The organism is Arthrobacter sp. 05T45 (assembly GCF_056395875.1).
In genome coordinates this window covers 1-16,233 of sequence record NZ_JBFTKI010000026.1, presented here as the reverse complement: position 1 = coordinate 16,233, position 16,233 = coordinate 1, and the positions used below count along the sequence as shown (strand labels likewise).

The 16,233-nt window shown below is 68.6% G+C and carries 13 protein-coding genes, 2 tRNA genes and 1 pseudogene; 12 read left to right on the top strand and 4 right to left on the bottom strand.

Annotated features, from left to right (window positions below; genetic code table 11):
- Window positions 1–148 precede the first annotated feature (148 nt).
- From AC1DGD_RS18665 to AC1DGD_RS18640, 6 genes are all read left to right on the top strand, one after another.
- The gene (locus tag AC1DGD_RS18665; protein WP_476848907.1) at window positions 149–1,201 is read left to right on the top strand and encodes a 3-isopropylmalate dehydrogenase; all 1,053 of its coding nucleotides are present in this window, start codon (window positions 149–151) and stop codon (window positions 1,199–1,201) included.
- Between the two features lie 151 nt (window positions 1,202–1,352).
- Entirely contained in the window at window positions 1,353–2,465 is a 1,113-nt protein-coding gene (locus AC1DGD_RS18660) for a branched-chain amino acid aminotransferase (protein ID WP_230009430.1), read from the top strand.
- Window positions 2,466–2,580: 115 nt separating this feature from the next.
- On the top strand, window positions 2,581–3,378 hold the full coding sequence (locus tag AC1DGD_RS18655; protein WP_476857799.1) for an MBL fold metallo-hydrolase: 798 nt from the start codon (window positions 2,581–2,583) through the stop codon (window positions 3,376–3,378).
- A 5-nt stretch (window positions 3,379–3,383) separates the two neighbouring features.
- Window positions 3,384–4,160: a fumarylacetoacetate hydrolase family protein gene (locus AC1DGD_RS18650; RefSeq protein WP_476857798.1), complete on the top strand. Its 777-nt coding sequence runs from the start codon at window positions 3,384–3,386 to the stop codon at window positions 4,158–4,160.
- A gap of 117 nt (window positions 4,161–4,277) precedes the next feature.
- A complete protein-coding gene (gltX, locus tag AC1DGD_RS18645; protein ID WP_476857797.1) occupies window positions 4,278–5,795 on the top strand; it encodes a glutamate--tRNA ligase in 1,518 nt (505 codons plus the stop codon).
- 1 nt (window position 5,796) lies between these two features.
- Entirely contained in the window at window positions 5,797–6,522 is a 726-nt protein-coding gene (locus AC1DGD_RS18640; RefSeq protein WP_476857796.1) for an HAD family hydrolase, read from the top strand.
- A gap of 37 nt (window positions 6,523–6,559) precedes the next feature.
- On the opposite strand, the gene AC1DGD_RS18635 is transcribed toward AC1DGD_RS18640, so the two are convergent.
- Window positions 6,560–7,945, bottom strand: a complete 1,386-nt coding sequence (locus AC1DGD_RS18635; protein WP_476857795.1) for a hypothetical protein — start codon at window positions 7,943–7,945, stop codon at window positions 6,560–6,562.
- A gap of 345 nt (window positions 7,946–8,290) precedes the next feature.
- Between AC1DGD_RS18635 and AC1DGD_RS18630 the strand changes: the two genes are divergently transcribed.
- From AC1DGD_RS18630 to AC1DGD_RS18615, 4 genes are all read left to right on the top strand, one after another.
- Window positions 8,291–8,362, top strand: a tRNA-Gln gene (locus tag AC1DGD_RS18630).
- Window positions 8,363–8,491: 129 nt separating this feature from the next.
- Window positions 8,492–8,564, top strand: a tRNA-Glu gene (locus tag AC1DGD_RS18625).
- A gap of 169 nt (window positions 8,565–8,733) precedes the next feature.
- Window positions 8,734–10,506 carry a dynamin family protein gene (locus AC1DGD_RS18620; RefSeq protein WP_476857823.1) on the top strand — a complete coding sequence of 591 codons (1,773 nt, stop codon included), beginning with the start codon at window positions 8,734–8,736 and terminating at the stop codon, window positions 10,504–10,506.
- Entirely contained in the window at window positions 10,503–12,155 is a 1,653-nt protein-coding gene (locus AC1DGD_RS18615) for a GTPase (protein WP_476857794.1), read from the top strand. The genes AC1DGD_RS18620 and AC1DGD_RS18615 overlap by 4 nt, the downstream gene beginning before the upstream one ends.
- A gap of 34 nt (window positions 12,156–12,189) precedes the next feature.
- On the opposite strand, the gene AC1DGD_RS18610 is transcribed toward AC1DGD_RS18615, so the two are convergent.
- Both AC1DGD_RS18610 and AC1DGD_RS18605 read right to left on the bottom strand, forming a co-directional pair.
- Window positions 12,190–12,726, bottom strand: a complete 537-nt coding sequence (locus AC1DGD_RS18610; protein ID WP_476857793.1) for a DUF1697 domain-containing protein — start codon at window positions 12,724–12,726, stop codon at window positions 12,190–12,192.
- A gap of 13 nt (window positions 12,727–12,739) precedes the next feature.
- Window positions 12,740–13,459 (bottom strand): IclR family transcriptional regulator, encoded by a 720-nt coding sequence (locus AC1DGD_RS18605; protein WP_026266447.1) that lies wholly within the window; start codon window positions 13,457–13,459, stop codon window positions 12,740–12,742.
- A 130-nt stretch (window positions 13,460–13,589) separates the two neighbouring features.
- Here AC1DGD_RS18605 and leuC point away from each other — a divergent pair, with 130 nt between their 5' ends.
- Together leuC and leuD are read left to right on the top strand one after the other, a co-directional pair.
- A complete protein-coding gene (leuC, locus tag AC1DGD_RS18600) occupies window positions 13,590–15,044 on the top strand; it encodes a 3-isopropylmalate dehydratase large subunit (protein WP_223916419.1) in 1,455 nt (484 codons plus the stop codon).
- 89 nt (window positions 15,045–15,133) lie between these two features.
- Window positions 15,134–15,736, top strand: coding sequence for a 3-isopropylmalate dehydratase small subunit (gene leuD, locus AC1DGD_RS18595; protein WP_018773513.1), 603 nt, complete (start codon window positions 15,134–15,136; stop codon window positions 15,734–15,736).
- A gap of 203 nt (window positions 15,737–15,939) precedes the next feature.
- On the opposite strand, the pseudogene AC1DGD_RS18590 reads toward leuD, so the two are convergent.
- A pseudogene (locus tag AC1DGD_RS18590) lies at window positions 15,940–16,233 on the bottom strand (hypothetical protein); the annotation flags it as partial.

The following is a 16,233-nucleotide window of genomic DNA, read 5'->3' as shown; positions in this document are numbered from 1 at the left end:
TCGGAAGTGCGGGAGCGTTTCGCTTTTTGCCGCAGGAAGTGCGGGAGCGTTTCGTCTTTTCCTGCCGAAAGTGAGGGAGCGTCCGTAGGGGTGATCGAATAGTGAGACAACTTGACCAGAATGTGGATCACTTGGCTACGCTGAAAATATGAGCGCATCCACGATTGATCTGGCAGTCATCCCGGGCGACGGCATCGGCCCGGAGGTCACCGCCGAAGCCCTGAAGGTCCTTGAAAAGGCCGCGGCCGCAGAAGGGATCGTGCTCCAGCAGACCCACTACAAGCTGGGTGCGGAGCACTGGCTCGCGACGGGGGAGACCCTCCCCGCGGCCACCCTCGCCGACCTCCGCACCCGCGACGCCATCTTGTTCGGCGCCGTCGGCGCGGCCCCCGGCGACACCCGGATCCCCTCCGGCATCATCGAGCGCGAGCTCCTGCTGAAGCTGCGCTTCAGCCTGGACCACTTCGTCAACCTGCGGCCCTCCCGCCTGTACGCCGGCGTCGGCAGCCCGCTCGCGAACCCCGGCGAGATCGACTTCATCGTGGTCCGCGAAGGCACCGAGGGCCCCTACGTGGGCAACGGCGGCACACTGCGCGCCGGCACCCCCCACGAGGTGGCCACCGAGGTGTCCCTGAACACCGCCCACGGCGTGGAGCGCGTGGTCCGCGACGCGTTCCGCCGGGCCAACGACCGCCCCCGCAAGAAGCTCACCCTCGTGCACAAGCACAACGTCCTGGTCTTCGCCGGCCAGCTCTGGAAGCGCACGGTCGAGGCCGTGGCCCAGGAGTTCCCCGACGTCACGCACGACTACCTCCACGTCGACGCCGCCACGATTTTCATGGTCACCGATCCGGCCCGCTTCGACGTGATCGTCACCGACAACCTGTTCGGCGACATCATCACCGACCTCGCGGCGGCCGTGACCGGCGGGATCGGCCTCGCCGCCTCCGGCAACCTCAACATGGACCGCACCGCGCCGTCCATGTTCGAACCGGTCCACGGGTCCGCCCCGGACATTGCCGGCCAGCAGAAGGCCGACCCCACCGCCGCCATCCTCTCCGCGGCGCTCCTGCTCGACCACCTCGGCTTCGCCGCCGCCGCCCGGAAGATCGAGGCGGCCGTCACGGCCGACGTCGAAGCCCGCGACGGCGCCGTCCGCACCACCAGCGCGATCGGCGACGCCATCGCGGCGGCGCTGTAGGCCCCGCCTGCATTTCCTGCACGGCAGGCGACTGCAGACACCGCAAAACCGTGCTGCCAACGGGCGTAAGCTTGTTTCGAATCACCAATATGCTGCCGTGGTCCGAGGGTGAACCACGTTCCCACACCAGGCAGCCGATCGTGGAGGAACCATGACTCAGACTGCCCATGGCGTCGAATTCACCCAGCACCTGTCGGAGACCCCGAAGTCTGCTGAAGAGCGTGCCGCCATCCTGGCAAACCCGGGATTCGGCGACTATTTCACCGACCACACCGCGATTGTGGACTACAGCGTCGACGCCGCCGGCAACGGCGGCTGGCACGACGCGCGCGTTGAGCCCTACGGCCCGATTTCCCTCGACCCGTCCGCCGCCGTGCTGCACTACGGCCAGGAGATCTTCGAGGGCCTCAAGGCCTACCGCCACGCCGACGGCTCGGTCTGGACGTTCCGGCCCGAGGCCAACGCCGCCCGGCTGAACAAGTCCGCCCGGCGCCTGGCCCTGCCCGAACTCCCGGAAGAGTACTTCCTCGGCGCCATCCGCGAGCTCGTCGCGGCAGACAAGGACTGGGTCCCCGCCGGCGACGGCGAAGCCCTGTACCTGCGGCCCTTCATGATCGCCACCGAGGCGTTCCTGGGCGTGCGGGCAGCGCGCGAGGTCTCCTTCCGCGTGATCGCCTCCCCGGCCGGCAACTACTTCGGCGGCGAACTCAAGCCCGTCTCCATCTGGATCTCGCGCGAATACGCCCGCGCCGGCCGCGGCGGAACAGGCGCCGCCAAGTGCGGCGGCAACTACGCTGCCTCGCTGATCGCCCAGCAGGAGGCCGAGGCCAACGGCTGCAAGCAGGTCCTCTTCCTGGACCAGTTCAACGACAACGCTGTCGAGGAACTCGGCGGCATGAACGTTTTCTTCGTCATGAAGGACGGCTCGCTCGTCACCCCGGCGCTCTCCGGCACCATCCTGGAGGGGATCACCCGGATGTCCGTGATCCAGGTGGCCCGGGACATGGGCCGGGAAGTCACCGAACGCAAGATCACCCTGGATGAGTGGCGCGACGGTGTTGCCTCGGGAGACATTGCCGAGGTCTTCGCCTGCGGCACCGCCGCAGTCATCACCCCCATCGGCGTGCTCAAGGACGCCACCGAGTTCATCGGTTCCGAGGACGCCACGGCGGGGGAGACCACCCTGGCCATCCGCGCCCAGCTGCTCGGGATCCAGACCGGCACCGTGGAGGACACCCACGGCTGGCTGACCCGGCTGGCCTAGCCACAGAACGTCTTAGTGCACGACGGCGGTCCCCACCTTCGGGTGAGGGCCGCCGTCGGCGTCTGTGGTCCCGGGCTGGGGCCAACGGCGCCCGATTCAATGCAAGGATGGGTCCGTGACCTCCGAGACATCCCGCGGCATTGTCCGCAGCAGTGAGCTGACCCGGTTCCGCCTCGCCCCGAATCCGGGCCCCATGAGCCTGGATGGAACCAACTCCTATCTCATTGCCGCCCCGGGGGCGGCGGCAAGGGTCGCCGTCGACCCCGGGCCCCTCGACGGGCCGCACCTTCAGGCGCTGGCCGGCGAGGGACCGGTCGAACTCATCCTGATCACGCACCGGCACGCAGACCACACCGCGGCCGCCGAGAGGTTTTCGGCCTTGACGGGCGCACCGGTCCGGGCCGCGGACCCCGCCCACTGCCACGGCGCGCCCCCGCTGCAGGACGGCGAAACCATCCGGGCGGCCGGAACTGACATCCGGGTTCTGGCGACGCCGGGCCACACCTCGGATTCGCTGTGCTTCCACCTGCCGCAGGACGGCCCGCACGGCTCGGTGCTGACCGGGGACACGATTCTGGGCTCCGGAACCACGGTGCTGGACTACCCCGACGGCACCCTCCGGGACTACCTCGACTCGCTGGACCGGCTCGAATGCCTCGGGCCCGCCACGGTGCTGCCGGCCCACGGCCCGGTGCTGCCGGCCCTGGACGCCGTCGCCCGCGCCTACCGGGACCACCGGCGGGGCCGGCTCGGACAGGTCCGGGCAGCCCTCGCGGCACTGGGCGCCGACGCCGATGTCCGAGCCGTCACGGACGCCGTGTACGCCGACGTCGACCCCTCCGTCCGCCGCGCCGCGGAGCTCTCCGTCGCAGCGCAGCTGGACTACCTGCGCACCGAGGGGACGGTAGGCTAGGAACCATGCGTATCGCCCGGTTTGTAGTCGATTCTGATCCCCTCTACGGCATCGTGGAAGGTGAGCCCGGCAGTGAGGAAGTCACTGTCATCAAGGGCGACCCCTTCTTCCACGGCGTGGAACGAACCCCCATGAAGCACAAGCTGGAGGACGTCCGCCTGCTGGCGCCGATCATCCCGCGCAGCAAGGTGATCGGGGTTGGCCGCAACTTCGCGGAGCACGCCCGGGAACTCGGCAACGAGGTCCCGGCACAGCCCCTGCTGTTCCTCAAGCCCAACACGTCCGTGATCGGGCCCAACGATCCCATTGTCCTGCCGGAGTTCTCCGAGGACGTCTCCTTCGAGGCCGAGCTGTGCGTCGTCATTGGCCGGATCTGCAAGGACGTGCCCGAGGACCGGGTCGATGATGTGATCTTCGGCTACACCTGCGGCAACGACCTCACCGCCCGCGACGTCCAGAAGACGGACCTGCAGTGGGCCCGGGCCAAGGGCTTCGACACCTCGGCCCCGCTCGGGCCGTGGATCGAGACCGAGCTCGACACCGAGGACCTGCAGATCCAGGGCCGGCTCAATGGCGAACTGCGCCAGGACGGCAGCACCAACCAGATGATCCGCGGCGTCCGGGAGCTCGTCTCCATCGTCTCGCAGGCCTTCACCCTGCTGCCCGGCGACGTCATCATGACCGGTACCCCGGCCGGCGTCGGCTCCGTGCAGGCAGGCGACCGCTACGAGGTCGAGATCGAGGGCATCGGAAGGCTCTCCAACCCGGTGGTCCGCCGCTAACGGTTCTTCGCGCCGATTTCAGACAGCCGCCCCGTGGATCCACGGGGCGGCTGTCCGTTTCCGCAGCGGAAATCCGGACAAGTGGCGGTTGTAGAGATTGGTAATGTTGGTACCACTATGACTACTGTTCCCAGCTCCGCCCTTGCTGCCTCCACCGGTGAAGTCACCGCTGACACCCCGGTCCGTGTCCGGTTCTGCCCGTCACCCACGGGGACCCCGCACGTCGGCCTGATCCGCACCGCCCTGTTCAACTGGGCCCACGCCCGGCACACGAAGGGCACCTTTGTGTTCCGGATCGAGGACACGGACGCGGCCCGCGACTCGGAGGAGAGCTACCAGCAGCTGCTCGAGGCCCTCAAATGGCTCGGCATCACCTGGGAAGAGGGCGTGGAAGTCGGCGGCCCGCACGAGCCCTACCGCCAGTCGCAGCGCCTGGACCTCTACAAGGACGTCGTGGCCAAGCTGATCGACGCCGGTTACGCCTACGAGTGCTACTCCTCGCCGGAAGAAGTTGAAGCCCGCCACCGCGCCGCCGGCCGCGACCCGAAGCTCGGCTACGACAACTTCGACCGCGAACTCTCCGAGGACCAGCTCGCCGCGTTCAAGGCCGAGGGCCGCCAGCCTGTGCTGCGCGTCCGGATGCCCGACGAGGACGTCACGTTCACGGACATGGTCCGCGGCGAGATCACCTTCAAGGCCGGCAGCATCCCGGACTACGTCATTGTCCGCGCCGACGGCTCCCCGCTCTACACCCTGGTCAACCCCGTGGACGACGCCCTCATGGGCATCACCCACGTGCTCCGCGGCGAGGACCTGCTCTCCTCCACGCCCCGTCAGGTGGTGCTGATCCAGGCGCTGATGGACATCGGCGTCGCCAGCTACATGCCGGCCTTCGGCCACCTGCCGTACGTCATGGGCGAGGGCAACAAGAAGCTCTCCAAGCGCGACCCCCAGTCCAACCTGTTCCTGCTCCGGGACCGCGGCTTCATCCCCGAGGGCCTGCTGAACTACCTGTCCCTGCTCGGCTGGAGCCTCTCCGCCGACGAGGACATCTTCACCGTGGACCAGCTGATCGAGCACTTCGACGTCAACGACGTGCTGGCCAACCCGGCACGCTTCGACATCAAGAAGGCCGAAGCCATCAACGGCACCCACATCCGCATGCTCGGCGCCGAGGACTTCCGCGGCCGCCTGGTGCCCTACCTGCAGGCCGCCGGCTTCGTGGGGGAGAGCCTCACGGACCGCGATGAGGAGATCCTGGCCGAGGCCGCACCGCTGATCCAGGAGCGCATCTCGCTGCTGGGCGAGGCCCCCGAAATGGTCGCGTTCCTGTTCAAAGCCGACGACGCCATCGACGTCGCCGATGACGCCCGCAAGGGCCTGCCGGAGAACCTCACCGAGGTGCTCGACGCCGCCCTGGCCGCCCTGGAGCCCGTTGCCGACTGGACGGCCGAGAACATCCAGACCGCCCTGAAGGAAGCCCTCGTGGAAGGCCTCGGCGTCAAGCCGCGCCTGGCGTTCGGCCCGGTCCGCACGGCTGTCTCGGGCCGGCGGATCTCCCCGCCGCTGTTCGAGTCCATGGTCATCCTGGGCAAGGATTCCTCCCTGGCCCGCCTGCGCGCTTTCCGCGGCTGACATGCTGGCAGCGGGCCTGGGCGGCGGCGCTGTCCAGGGGGTTCTGTTCGACATCGATGACACCCTCGTGGACCTCGAATTCGCCATGACGGCGGCCCTCCGCGACGTCAGCGAGCACCTCCTGCCCGGCCTGGACGAGGCCGGGTGGGAGAGGTTCGGGCGGATCTTCACCCGCGAGACCACCCATTTCTACGACCGCTACCTGGCCGGCGAGATCACGTTCAATGAACAGCGCCTGCTCCGCGGCCGGGCGGCGCTGGGGTACTTCGGCGTCGAACTTGCCGACGGCGAACAGGCCCACCACTGGGTGAGTTCCTACGCGAGCCGCCAGCACGGCTACATCCGGGCGTTCGACGACGTCGGGCCCCTGCTGGACGCCCTGGACGCGGCCGGCATTCCCTACGGCGCCGTGAGCAACAACGTCCACGACTATCAGCGCGTGAAGCTGGACGCGGCCGGGCTGGACCGGATTACCGTTCTGGTTGGCACCGACACCGTTGGCGCCGCAAAGCCGGACCCGGCGATCTACCTCGAGGGTGTCCGGCGGATCGGTACGGGTCCCGGCCAAACGCTGTACGTCGGTGACAACCGGCTGCTCGATGCGGAAGGTTCGACGGCGGCCGGCCTCCTCGGCGTCTGGCTGAACCGCGGCGGGGAACCGGCCCCGGGCTTCCTGGGCCGCGAGGTCGGCTCCCTGCTGGACCTGCTGGCGGAACCCCCGCTGTAACGGGCGCCGCAACCGGCGCTGCAACCGGCACCGGAAGTTACCGTGGTCCGGCCTGCCTCTTCCGCAGCGCCAGGAAGGCGCCAACGGCGCCAAGGGCCAGCACCGCGACGAGTCCCAGTGCCGTGGCGGCGTCGGACTGCCGGAGCAAGCTGGTGGGCGACACCGCGGCAGCTCCGGAATACAGCGTGCCGGTGCCATCGGCAATCCGGGCGTTGCCGTCCGCGAGCTTATCCGCCCCCGTGGCCAGCTTCGAGGAGCCGGACGCCAGCTTGGTGCTGCCGGCCGAGAGTTCTGAGGCCCCGGAAGCCAGGGCCTGGGAGCCGCCCAGCAGGCCGGGGTTGGCAGGATCGGCCGGATTGCCCTTGATCCCGGCGTTCAGGGCCACGGTTCCGTCGGCCAGGCGAGAGCTGCCCTCGGTCATCCGGGCGGCGGCCTTGAGCAGGCCCGGGTGCTCGGGGTCGCCGGGGACCCCGTCCATCCCGACCCGGATCTTGGACGTGCCGTCGGCCAGAAGCCGGGTGCCAAGCACCACGCCCGGGCTGCCGGGGTCCTGGCTGTTGAGCTTCCCGGCCAGCGTCGCGAATCCGGCCTTGAGCTTGCCCGTTCCTGCGTTCAGCTGGCCCGCGCCGTCCTGCAGCCGCTGAGCGCCGGCCTGCAGCTGGCTGGCACCGGCGTCGAGCTTGTGCGCGCCCGCGGTGATCTTGGCGATCTTGTCTTTCACCACCGAAAGCGGAACGAGCCCCTTGACCGGGTCATCCGCCGCCTCCTCCAGCAGTTCCAGCGCCTGAGCCAGGGCCGCGGTCCCGGTTCCGGCCTCCGGATTGCCGTTGGCGCCGCGGTAGCCCTTGAGCTGGTCCGTGCCGCCTGCCAGCGCTGCGGTGCCGCCGGCCAGCCGGGCAGCGCCGCCGTCGAGCCGGGTGGCCCCGTCGGCGAGGTTGTTCTCTGCGTTGCCCGCCGGCGTCGGCGTCAGCGCGGCCGAAAGCTGCACGGCCCCCGCCGCGAGCTTCTGCGCACCGTCGTCGACTTTGTAGACGCCGGGGGCCAGCTTGCTGGTGACGTCGGCTTCGATCTTGACGGCACCTTCGGCCATCTGGCCGGCACCGGCCTGGAGCTTGTCCGCCCCTGGTGCCAGCTGGGTGCTGATGCCCGAGGAGATCTTTTCCGCCCCCGCGGAAAGTTTTCCGGCCCCGGTATCGGCCAGGCTGGCGCCGTTGGCGAGTTTCCCGGCGCCGTCGTCCAGCTGGCCGGCTCCGGCGGACGCCTGGGCGGCCCCGTCCTTGAGCGTGGCCGAACCGTCCGTGATGCGGCCCGTGACGAGGGTATAGAACCCCAGCAGGGCCATGAGCAGCAACGCCAGGGTGGCGATGGCGATTTGCTGCGCACGGGTCCGGGTCTTGCTGATAGCGGCACGACTCTGTGGCACATGATTCCTCTCGACGTTCCCGCCGGCAGCGGCTCTGCTGTCGGCCACCCCAGCAGCTGTGACGCAGCTAACACCGGAAAATGAGCGCAAAGCTGCCCGCAACGGAGTGGGGGAGGGGTGGTTACTCGTTGGTAACTTACCGAGCGTAAACGTGTTTCCGCCGGATTGGCAAGGGCTGGCGCGGGTATTGCGGCCATCGACGCCGCGCGCGGCCCGCCCCGGCGGCCCGATCCCGCCGCCGTACGCCCGATTTGTGGAAGTGAAAACTCTCGGGTAAAGTAATTACTCGTGCTGAGGCGCCGGGAGCGAGGGTTTAGGCCCAAACATCCGGAGCGAAAGTGCCTTTGGGATATGGTGTAATTGGCAACACTACGGTTTCTGGTACCGTCATTCTAGGTTCGAGTCCTGGTATCCCAGCTCTGAAGTTCCGCGGGTTTCCGCTGAAATTCGGAAGTTTTGAATCGGCTGGTCCGATTTGAAACGGCGGCCAAATGTATGAAACAATCATTTGGCTTGAATGGCAGAAATGCTGTTCAGGAAGTACGCGGCCCCATCGTATAGCGGCCTAGTACGCTGCCCTCTCACGGCGGTAACGCGGGTTCGAATCCCGCTGGGGTCACAATGAAAACGGTCCCGGGCATCAGCCCGGGGCCGTTTTTCGTTTCCCCCGATGGCTGGGCTTCCAGGCGAGACTCGTCCGCCGGCGTATTGCCGGCGCTCCGAGTCCCGCTAGGCGCTGCGCATGGCGCTTTGGTTCCGCGCAGCGGCGCCCCCGCAGGAACCACGTTCTGAACTGGCATGATGATGCAGTGAGCTCCCATGAAACCGGCCCCGGGGCCGCAACCGGCGTGGCCCTCCTGGAGGCAGTGCGGCAGGACCTCGCGGCCCTCCGGCTGCCGCTCGCCCTGCCCGGGACGGACCAAACGCGCCTGGACCTTCGAAGGGCCGTGGCTCAACTCGATGACTACATCCTGCCCCGGTACCGCAGCCTCGACGCGCCCCTGCTGGCCGTGGTGGGCGGTTCCACCGGGGCCGGAAAATCCACCCTGGTCAACGCCCTGGTGGGCCACCCCGTCACGCGGGCCGGTGCGATCCGCCCCACCACCCGCCAGCCCATCCTGCTGCACCATCCCGCCGACGCCGCCTGGTTTGAGGGCCAGCGGGTGCTGCCGGCCCTGGGCCGCATCCGGGGTGCCCTCGTGGACGGCCGGGCGCCGGCCCCGGCTGATGCGGCGTTGGATCCCGGCCCGGTGACCTCCCTGGTCCTTGTCTCCGACTCCGCGGTCCCGCCCGGAATCGCCCTGGTCGACGCGCCCGACGTCGACTCCATTTCCGAGAACAACCGGCAGCTGGCCGGGCAGTTGCTTGCCGCCGCAGACCTCTGGGTGTTTGTCACCACAGCCAACCGGTATGCCGACGCCGTGCCCTGGCGCCTGCTCCTGGATGCGGCCTCCCGCGACATCATGGTGGCCGTGGTCCTGGACCGGGTGCCGCCAGCGGCGGAAGCGGAGGTTAGCGCGGATCTGCAGGCCATGCTCAGCCGGGAAGGGCTGGGGGCCGCCAAACTGTTTGTGGTGCCGGAGCTGCCGCTGGGTGCCGCGGGGATGCTTCCTGCAGGGGCCGTCGAGCCGCTGCGCGTTTGGCTCGGGAAGCTGGCCGGGGACGCCGCGGGACGGGCCGGAATCGCCCGGCGCACCCTCAACGGCACCCTCCTCGCGCTCGCCCACCGCGCCGACGCGGGGGAGCGGGCGCTGTCCGAACAGCAGCACGCAGCCGATGTTCTCGCAGCCGACGCCCGCAACGCCTATGACGACGCCGTAGCCAGGATCCTCGAGGCCACCCGCGACGGCGCACTGCTGCGCGGCGAAGTGCTGGCGCGCTGGCAGGACTTCGTCGGGACCGGGGAATTCTTCCGCGCCATGGAACAGAACATCGGACGCTTCCGTGACCGCGTGGGCGCGTTCGTCCGGGGTGAACCGGCGCCTGCGGTCAGGGTGGAAACCGCGATCGAAACGGGACTGCAGGCGGTCATTGTCGATCAAGCCGCCAAGGCCGCCGAGCACACCGACCAGCGGTGGCGTTCAGACCCCGCCGGAAGGCAGGTGCTGGGCACCGACGATCTTTCCGGTGCCTCCGAGGGCTTCGCGGATGCTGTGGCGGCCGAAATCCGCGCTTGGCAGGGGAGCCTGATGGAACTCATCCGCACCGAAGGCCAGGGCAAGCGCACCCAGGCCCGCTGGTTGTCCTTCGGAATCAACGGCCTCGGCGCTGCCTTGATGATTGTGGTGTTCTCCATGACCGCGGGCCTGACCGGGCTTGAGATCGGAGTTGCCGGCGGCACCGCCGTCGTGGGTCAGCGCCTCCTGGAGGCAGTATTCGGGGAGGACGCCGTCCGCCGGCTGGCCCGGACCGCGCGCGAAGACCTGCATCTGCGGTGCCAGGGCCTGCTGGCTGCGGAGTGTCGGCGGTTCTTGACCCGGCTGGAGGTCGACGGCGGCGTGCCGCCCTCAGCCATTGCCGGGCATGCGGCGGCACTGCGCCGGCTGGCGGCCACGTCATGAGCCGTCATGCGGCCGCCCGCGAGACGTCCCAGCTCGATCGCAGGCTGGAAGCGCTCAACAGCGCCACGGAGCTCTCATCCGGAGTCCTCCCGGAGGAGATCCTGGCCGGTGTCCTGCAGGTGCTCGACCGCGCGAGTTCGCGGCGGTCGCTGTCCGGAGACCACACGGTGGTCGGGTTTTTTGGAGCCACCGGCAGCGGCAAGTCATCGCTTTTCAATGCCGTAAGCGGCGAGGAGATCGCGACGGCGGCCGTGCGCAGGCCGACCACCACCGAGCCGCTGGCGGGCATTTGGGGCGTCCAGGGCAGCGATGCGCTGCTGGATTGGCTGGAGGTCCGAAAGCGCCACGCTGCGGCACCGATCAAAGGGTTCGCCGACGACGACACCGGGCTGATCCTTCTGGACCTGCCGGACTTTGACTCGACCAGGGCCGCCAACCGTGAGATTGTGCAGCGGATGGTGGGCCTGGTGGACGTCCTCGTCTGGGTCGTCGATCCGCAGAAATATGCCGACGCCGCCGTGCACAACGATTTCCTGGCACCGCTGTCCTCGCACGGGGCCGTGACGATCGTGGTGCTCAACCAAATCGACAGGCTCCCGGAGCACGAGGTCCGGCCGGTCCTGGAATCCCTCACAGCTATCCTGGCGCGGGACGGGCTGGACAAAGTTCAGGTCCTCGGGGCTTCCGCCGTGCTGGGGACGGGGGTGGACAAGGTGCGGGCCGCGATCCGGCAGGTGGCGATGCAGCGTAAAGCGATGTCACAGCGACTTGCGGCAGATGTCACGCTGGCCGCCGCCCGGCTTGCCGAGGCGTCCGGCCTGCCCACGGGTGGCACGACGGCCGCCGGTGGCGGGACGGCCGCCGGTGCGACGGCGGCGGCCAAGGCCCGGCTGGCGGGGGAGTTGGCTGTGGCCGCCAATGTGCCGTTGGTGGTCGACGCCGTCGCCCGGTCCTACCGGCTGGAGGCAACCCGGCGCACGGGCTGGCCCGTGACCCGCTGGCTGGCCAGATTCCGGCCGGATCCGTTGCGGCGTCTGAACCTGCGCCGCGAGGGAGCCAAGCCTGAGCTGAACCGGACCTCGCTGCCGCCTGCCGGGGCGCCGGAACAGGCGCGGACCGATGCCGCCGTCCGGGAATTCGCTGAGGCGGCGTCCGCCGGTGCCCCTGGCCCGTGGCGGGCGGCCATCCGCGGCGCCGCCCGGGAAGGAAACGACCGGCTGCCGGATGCACTGGACCAGGCAATTGCCTCCACAGAGTTGTCCGCTGGCAGGAAGTCCTGGTGGTGGGGTGGGTTCAACACGGTTCAGTGGCTCGCCTTGGTGACGGCCCTGGCCGGGTTCGCGTGGCTGGGAGTCCTGGCTGCGATCGGCTACCTGCAACTGCCGGTGCCAGAGGTCCCACGGGTCCAGGGCTGGCCGGTTCCTACGGTGATGATCGCCGGGGGAGTGCTGCTGGGCATCGTCCTGGCGATTGGGGCGCGGTTCATCTCCGGAGCCGCGGCAGCGTCACGCAGTGCCGTGGCACGGAAGCGACTGACAGCCGCCGTCGCCGTCGTCGCGGGGGAACTCGTCGTGGCGCCCGTGGAACGTGAGCTCAGCCGCCTGGCGAAGTTCATGGCCGCGCTGAAGGCCGCCGCGGGTCGGCAGTGAGCCGTCCGTGCGGGTCCGGCCGGATGCGGCCTGCCTAAATCCCGGCCGCGGCGTCGCGGACCTTGATCATGGTGCGGAGGTTGCGTGTGGTGGTGGCAGCCTTGTACTTCGCCTTCGAGGAGAGCTTGCTGAAAGGGCTGTCCAGAGTGCCGCCGGCGGGGGCGAGCCAGGCCAGGGCTTCCGGGCCCAGCCGGGTGAGCTCGGCCCCGTCCAAGGCCCTGCCTGCCTCGAGCAGCTCCGAGAGGACCTCTTCATCAGAGGCGAGCGTCAGGTACGTATGGGTGGACGCGTCGTCGGCCGGGTAGGGGCAGGCCTCCACCAGTGCTGCCACACGGCCCGCGGTGAGCACCACCACCCAGGCGTCGTAGCCGAAGGTTTCCCGCAGGCACGCCTCGAATTCCTTTTTGACGCCGGCCGGATCCAGCTCGCTGGCCAGCACGACGTTGCCGCTGGCCAACAGGGTCACGACACCCGAAAATGGCCGGGACTTCAGGGCGTTCTTGAGATCGGCCATCTTGATATTGATGCCGCCCACGTTGATGCCCCGCAGGAAGACCACATAGCTGTTCATGGGCACAGCATACTTAGTCGTTGGTCTTGCGCAGCGCTTCCGTCAGGACACGGCCGGCGTTGCAGACCACTTCGGCGTGCAGGCGCCCCGGTTGGCGGGTCAGGCGCTCGATCGGGCCGGAGATGGACACCGCGGCAATCACGCGGCCGGACGGCCCGCGGACGGGGGCCGAAACGGAGGCGACACCGGGCTCGCGTTCGCCGAGGCTCTGGCCCCAGCCCCGGCGTCGTACTCCGGCCAGGACGGTGGGGGTGAAGCGGGCGGACTGGAGGCCTTCCAGGAGGCGGTCGTGGTCCTCCCACGCCAGCAGCACCTGGGCGGCGGAGCCGGCCTTCATGGACAGCTGGGTGCCGACGGGGATGGTGTCGCGCAGCCCGATCGGGCGTTCGGCGGAGGCCACGCAGACGCGCCAGTCACCCTGGCGGCGGAAGATTTGGGCGCTTTCGCCGGTGGCGTCGCGCAGCTGCATGAGCACGGGGCCGGCGGAGGCGATGAGGCGGTCCTCGCCGGCGGCGGAGGCCAGTTCCACCAGACGGCTCCCGAGCACGAAGCGGCCCTGGATATCGCGGCTCACGAGCCTGTGGTGCACCAGCGCGAGAGCCAGCCGGTGCACGGTGGGCCGGGCCAGTCCCGTGGCCGCCACCAGCTGCGCCAAGGTGGTGGGGCCGGCCTCAAGTGCGTCAAGCACATGGGCCGCTTTATCGATGACACCGACTCCACTAGAATTGTCCATGTAATGATATTGACGTCTCATTATCTGAGATGCAAGTCAACGCGCTGGCGTATTACTTGGCTGTGCTGGTTCAGTGGAGGAGATAGTCCGTCGGAACGCACAATACTTACCGCAGTGAAGGGAGCAGGCCGTGGCAAAGACACTGGCCGAGAAGGTCTGGGACGCGCACGTAGTGCGCAAGGGGGACGGCGAAGGAGCCAACGCCCAGCCGGATCTCCTCTTCATTGACCTCCACCTGGTGCACGAGGTGACGTCGCCGCAGGCCTTTGAAGGTCTGCGGCTCGCCGGCCGCAAGCTGCGCCGTCCGGACCTCACCATCGCCACCGAGGACCACAACACTCCCACGCTGGATATCGACAAGCCAATTGCCGATCTCACCAGCCGGACCCAGATCCAGACCCTGCGCAACAACTGCCAGGAGTTTGGCGTCCGCCTGCACTCCCTCGGCGACGCCGAACAGGGAATCGTGCACGTGGTGGGCCCCCAGCTGGGCCTCACACAGCCCGGCATGACCGTGGTCTGCGGTGACTCGCACACCTCAACCCACGGCGCCTTCGGAGCGCTCGCCATGGGCATCGGCACCTCCGAGGTGGAGCACGTCATGGCCACCCAGACGCTGTCCCTGAAGCCGTTCAAGACCATGGCGATCAATGTTGAGGGCACGCTGCGCCCCGGCGTGAGCGCCAAGGACATCATCCTGGCCGTCATCGCCAAGATCGGCACCGGCGGCGGGCAGGGCTACGTGCTGGAATACCGCGGCTCCGCCATCCGTGCGCTGTCCATGGAAGCCCGGATGACCATCTGCAACATGTCCATCGAGGCCGGCGCCCGCGCCGGGCTGGTGGCTCCGGACCAGACCACTTACGACTACATGCACGGCCGCCCGCATGCGCCCGAGGGCGCCGACTGGGATGCCGCCGTCGAATACTGGAACACGCTGCACACCGACGACGACGCAGCGTTCGACGTCGAGGTGGACCTCGACGCCGACACCCTGGAACCGTTCGTGACGTGGGGAACCAACCCGGGCCAGGGCGTGTCGCTGTCCGCAAAGGTGCCGTCGCCCGATGACTTCGGCGATGAAAACGCCAAGGCCGCCGCCGAACGCGCCCTGCAGTACATGGGGCTCGAGGCCGGCACCCCGATGAAGGACATCCGGGTGGACACGGTGTTCCTGGGCTCCTGCACGAACTCCCGGATGGAGGACCTCCGGGCCGCCGCCGACATCATCCGGGGCCGGACCAAGGACCCGGCCGTGCGCATGCTGGTGGTGCCCGGCTCCGCCCGCGTCCGGCTCGAGGCTGAAGCCGAGGGCCTGGACAAGGTCTTCAAGGACTTCGGGGCCGAGTGGCGCTTCGCCGGCTGCTCCATGTGCCTGGGCATGAACCCGGACCAGCTGGAGGTGGGGGAGCGCTGCGCCTCCACGTCCAACCGCAACTTCGAGGGGCGCCAGGGCAAGGGCGGCCGCACCCACCTCGTCTCGCCCGTGGTCGCTGCGGCGACGGCAGTCCGAGGCACCCTGAGTTCGCCGTCGGATCTGGACCCTGCTCCGGAGTCCGCGGCGGTCCGAGTCGGCGCCGCGTAGTCTCCGCCTTTCCCGCCCAGATCCGAAGCCTCGCTCCACACAGCCTCGATCCATACAGTTTCGATCCACATAGTCCCGAAGGATCCGCCATGGAAAAGTTCACCACTCACACCGGAATCGGTGTCCCGCTGCGCCAGAGCAACGTCGACACGGACCAGATCATCCCCGCCGTGTACCTCAAGCGCATCACGCGCACCGGCTTTGAGGACGCGCTCTTCGCCGCGTGGCGCAAGGACCCGTCCTTCATCCTGAACCAGGCGCCGTTCAATGCAGGATCCGTTCTGGTGGCCGGTCCCGACTTCGGCACCGGCTCCTCACGCGAGCACGCCGTCTGGGCGCTGAAGGACTTCGGCTTCAAGACGGTCCTGTCCTCCCGCTTTGCCGACATCTTCCGCGGCAACTCCGGCAAGCAGGGCCTGCTTGCCGCCGAAGTCGCCCAGGATGACATCGAGCTCATTTGGAAAGAACTTGAAAACGCCCCGGGTACCGAGGTGACGGTGGACCTCGTGTCCAAGACCGTGCAGTGCGGCAACATTGTGGCTCCGTTCGAGATTGATGACTACACGCGGTGGCGCCTCCTCGAGGGCCTGGACGACATCGGGCTGACCCTGAAGCACGAACCCGACATCACCGCGTACGAGGCCACCCGGCCTTCCTTCAAGCCCAAGACGCTGCCCGCCCGGTTGTCGTAGAGTTCCAGACCTGAGGCTCCTGGTTGTCCTAATGTTCCGGACCTGAGGCTCCCGGGCCTAGGGCCAGAGCCCAGTGATGTGCCTGGCACTGCGCCTGGTGATGTGCCGCCGTCGAGTTGTAAGACTCGACGGCGGCACACGTGTTTGTGCGGTGCTCGCGTTTTGTCCGGCCCTCATCGCGCTTTGTACGGCCCTCATAGCACTTAGGCCGCCGCGACGGCAACGCGTTTGCGGCTCTTGAGGGCCTTCGCCCGTACCCGGATCAGGTGAAGCTGGCGGGAACCGGGCTCGGAGCCTGGCTGGTCTGCGGCTGATGGCCGGAGCGGTGTTCCCGGCAGGGGTGGCGAGGTGGAACGGTACGTGTGGCCGGTGGGGGTGGTGAGTTCGATGGTGTGCCTCGCGCCGATGCTCGAGGCGGATCCGGGTGCGGCTTCGGGGCTGGGGCGTGCTTTCCAGCCGGGGGTTTCTTTGGTGTGGTTGCAGGCTTCGCAAAGTCC

Excerpts from the sequence above, each read along its gene's own strand:
- gltX (WP_476857797.1), top strand. The coding sequence starts at position 4,278 with ATGACTACTGTTCCCAGCTCCGCCCTTGCTGCCTCCACCGGTGAAGTC.
- AC1DGD_RS18605 (WP_026266447.1), bottom strand. The coding sequence starts at position 13,459 with ATGGACAATTCTAGTGGAGTCGGTGTCATCGATAAAGCGGCCCATGTG.
- AC1DGD_RS18650 (WP_476857798.1), top strand. The coding sequence starts at position 3,384 with ATGCGTATCGCCCGGTTTGTAGTCGATTCTGATCCCCTCTACGGCATC.
- AC1DGD_RS18610 (WP_476857793.1), bottom strand. The coding sequence starts at position 12,726 with ATGAACAGCTATGTGGTCTTCCTGCGGGGCATCAACGTGGGCGGCATC.
- AC1DGD_RS18660 (WP_230009430.1), top strand. The coding sequence starts at position 1,353 with ATGACTCAGACTGCCCATGGCGTCGAATTCACCCAGCACCTGTCGGAG.
- AC1DGD_RS18640 (WP_476857796.1), top strand. The coding sequence starts at position 5,797 with ATGCTGGCAGCGGGCCTGGGCGGCGGCGCTGTCCAGGGGGTTCTGTTC.
- AC1DGD_RS18615 (WP_476857794.1), top strand. The coding sequence starts at position 10,503 with ATGAGCCGTCATGCGGCCGCCCGCGAGACGTCCCAGCTCGATCGCAGG.
- AC1DGD_RS18665 (WP_476848907.1), top strand. The coding sequence starts at position 149 with ATGAGCGCATCCACGATTGATCTGGCAGTCATCCCGGGCGACGGCATC.
- leuD (WP_018773513.1), top strand. The coding sequence starts at position 15,134 with ATGGAAAAGTTCACCACTCACACCGGAATCGGTGTCCCGCTGCGCCAG.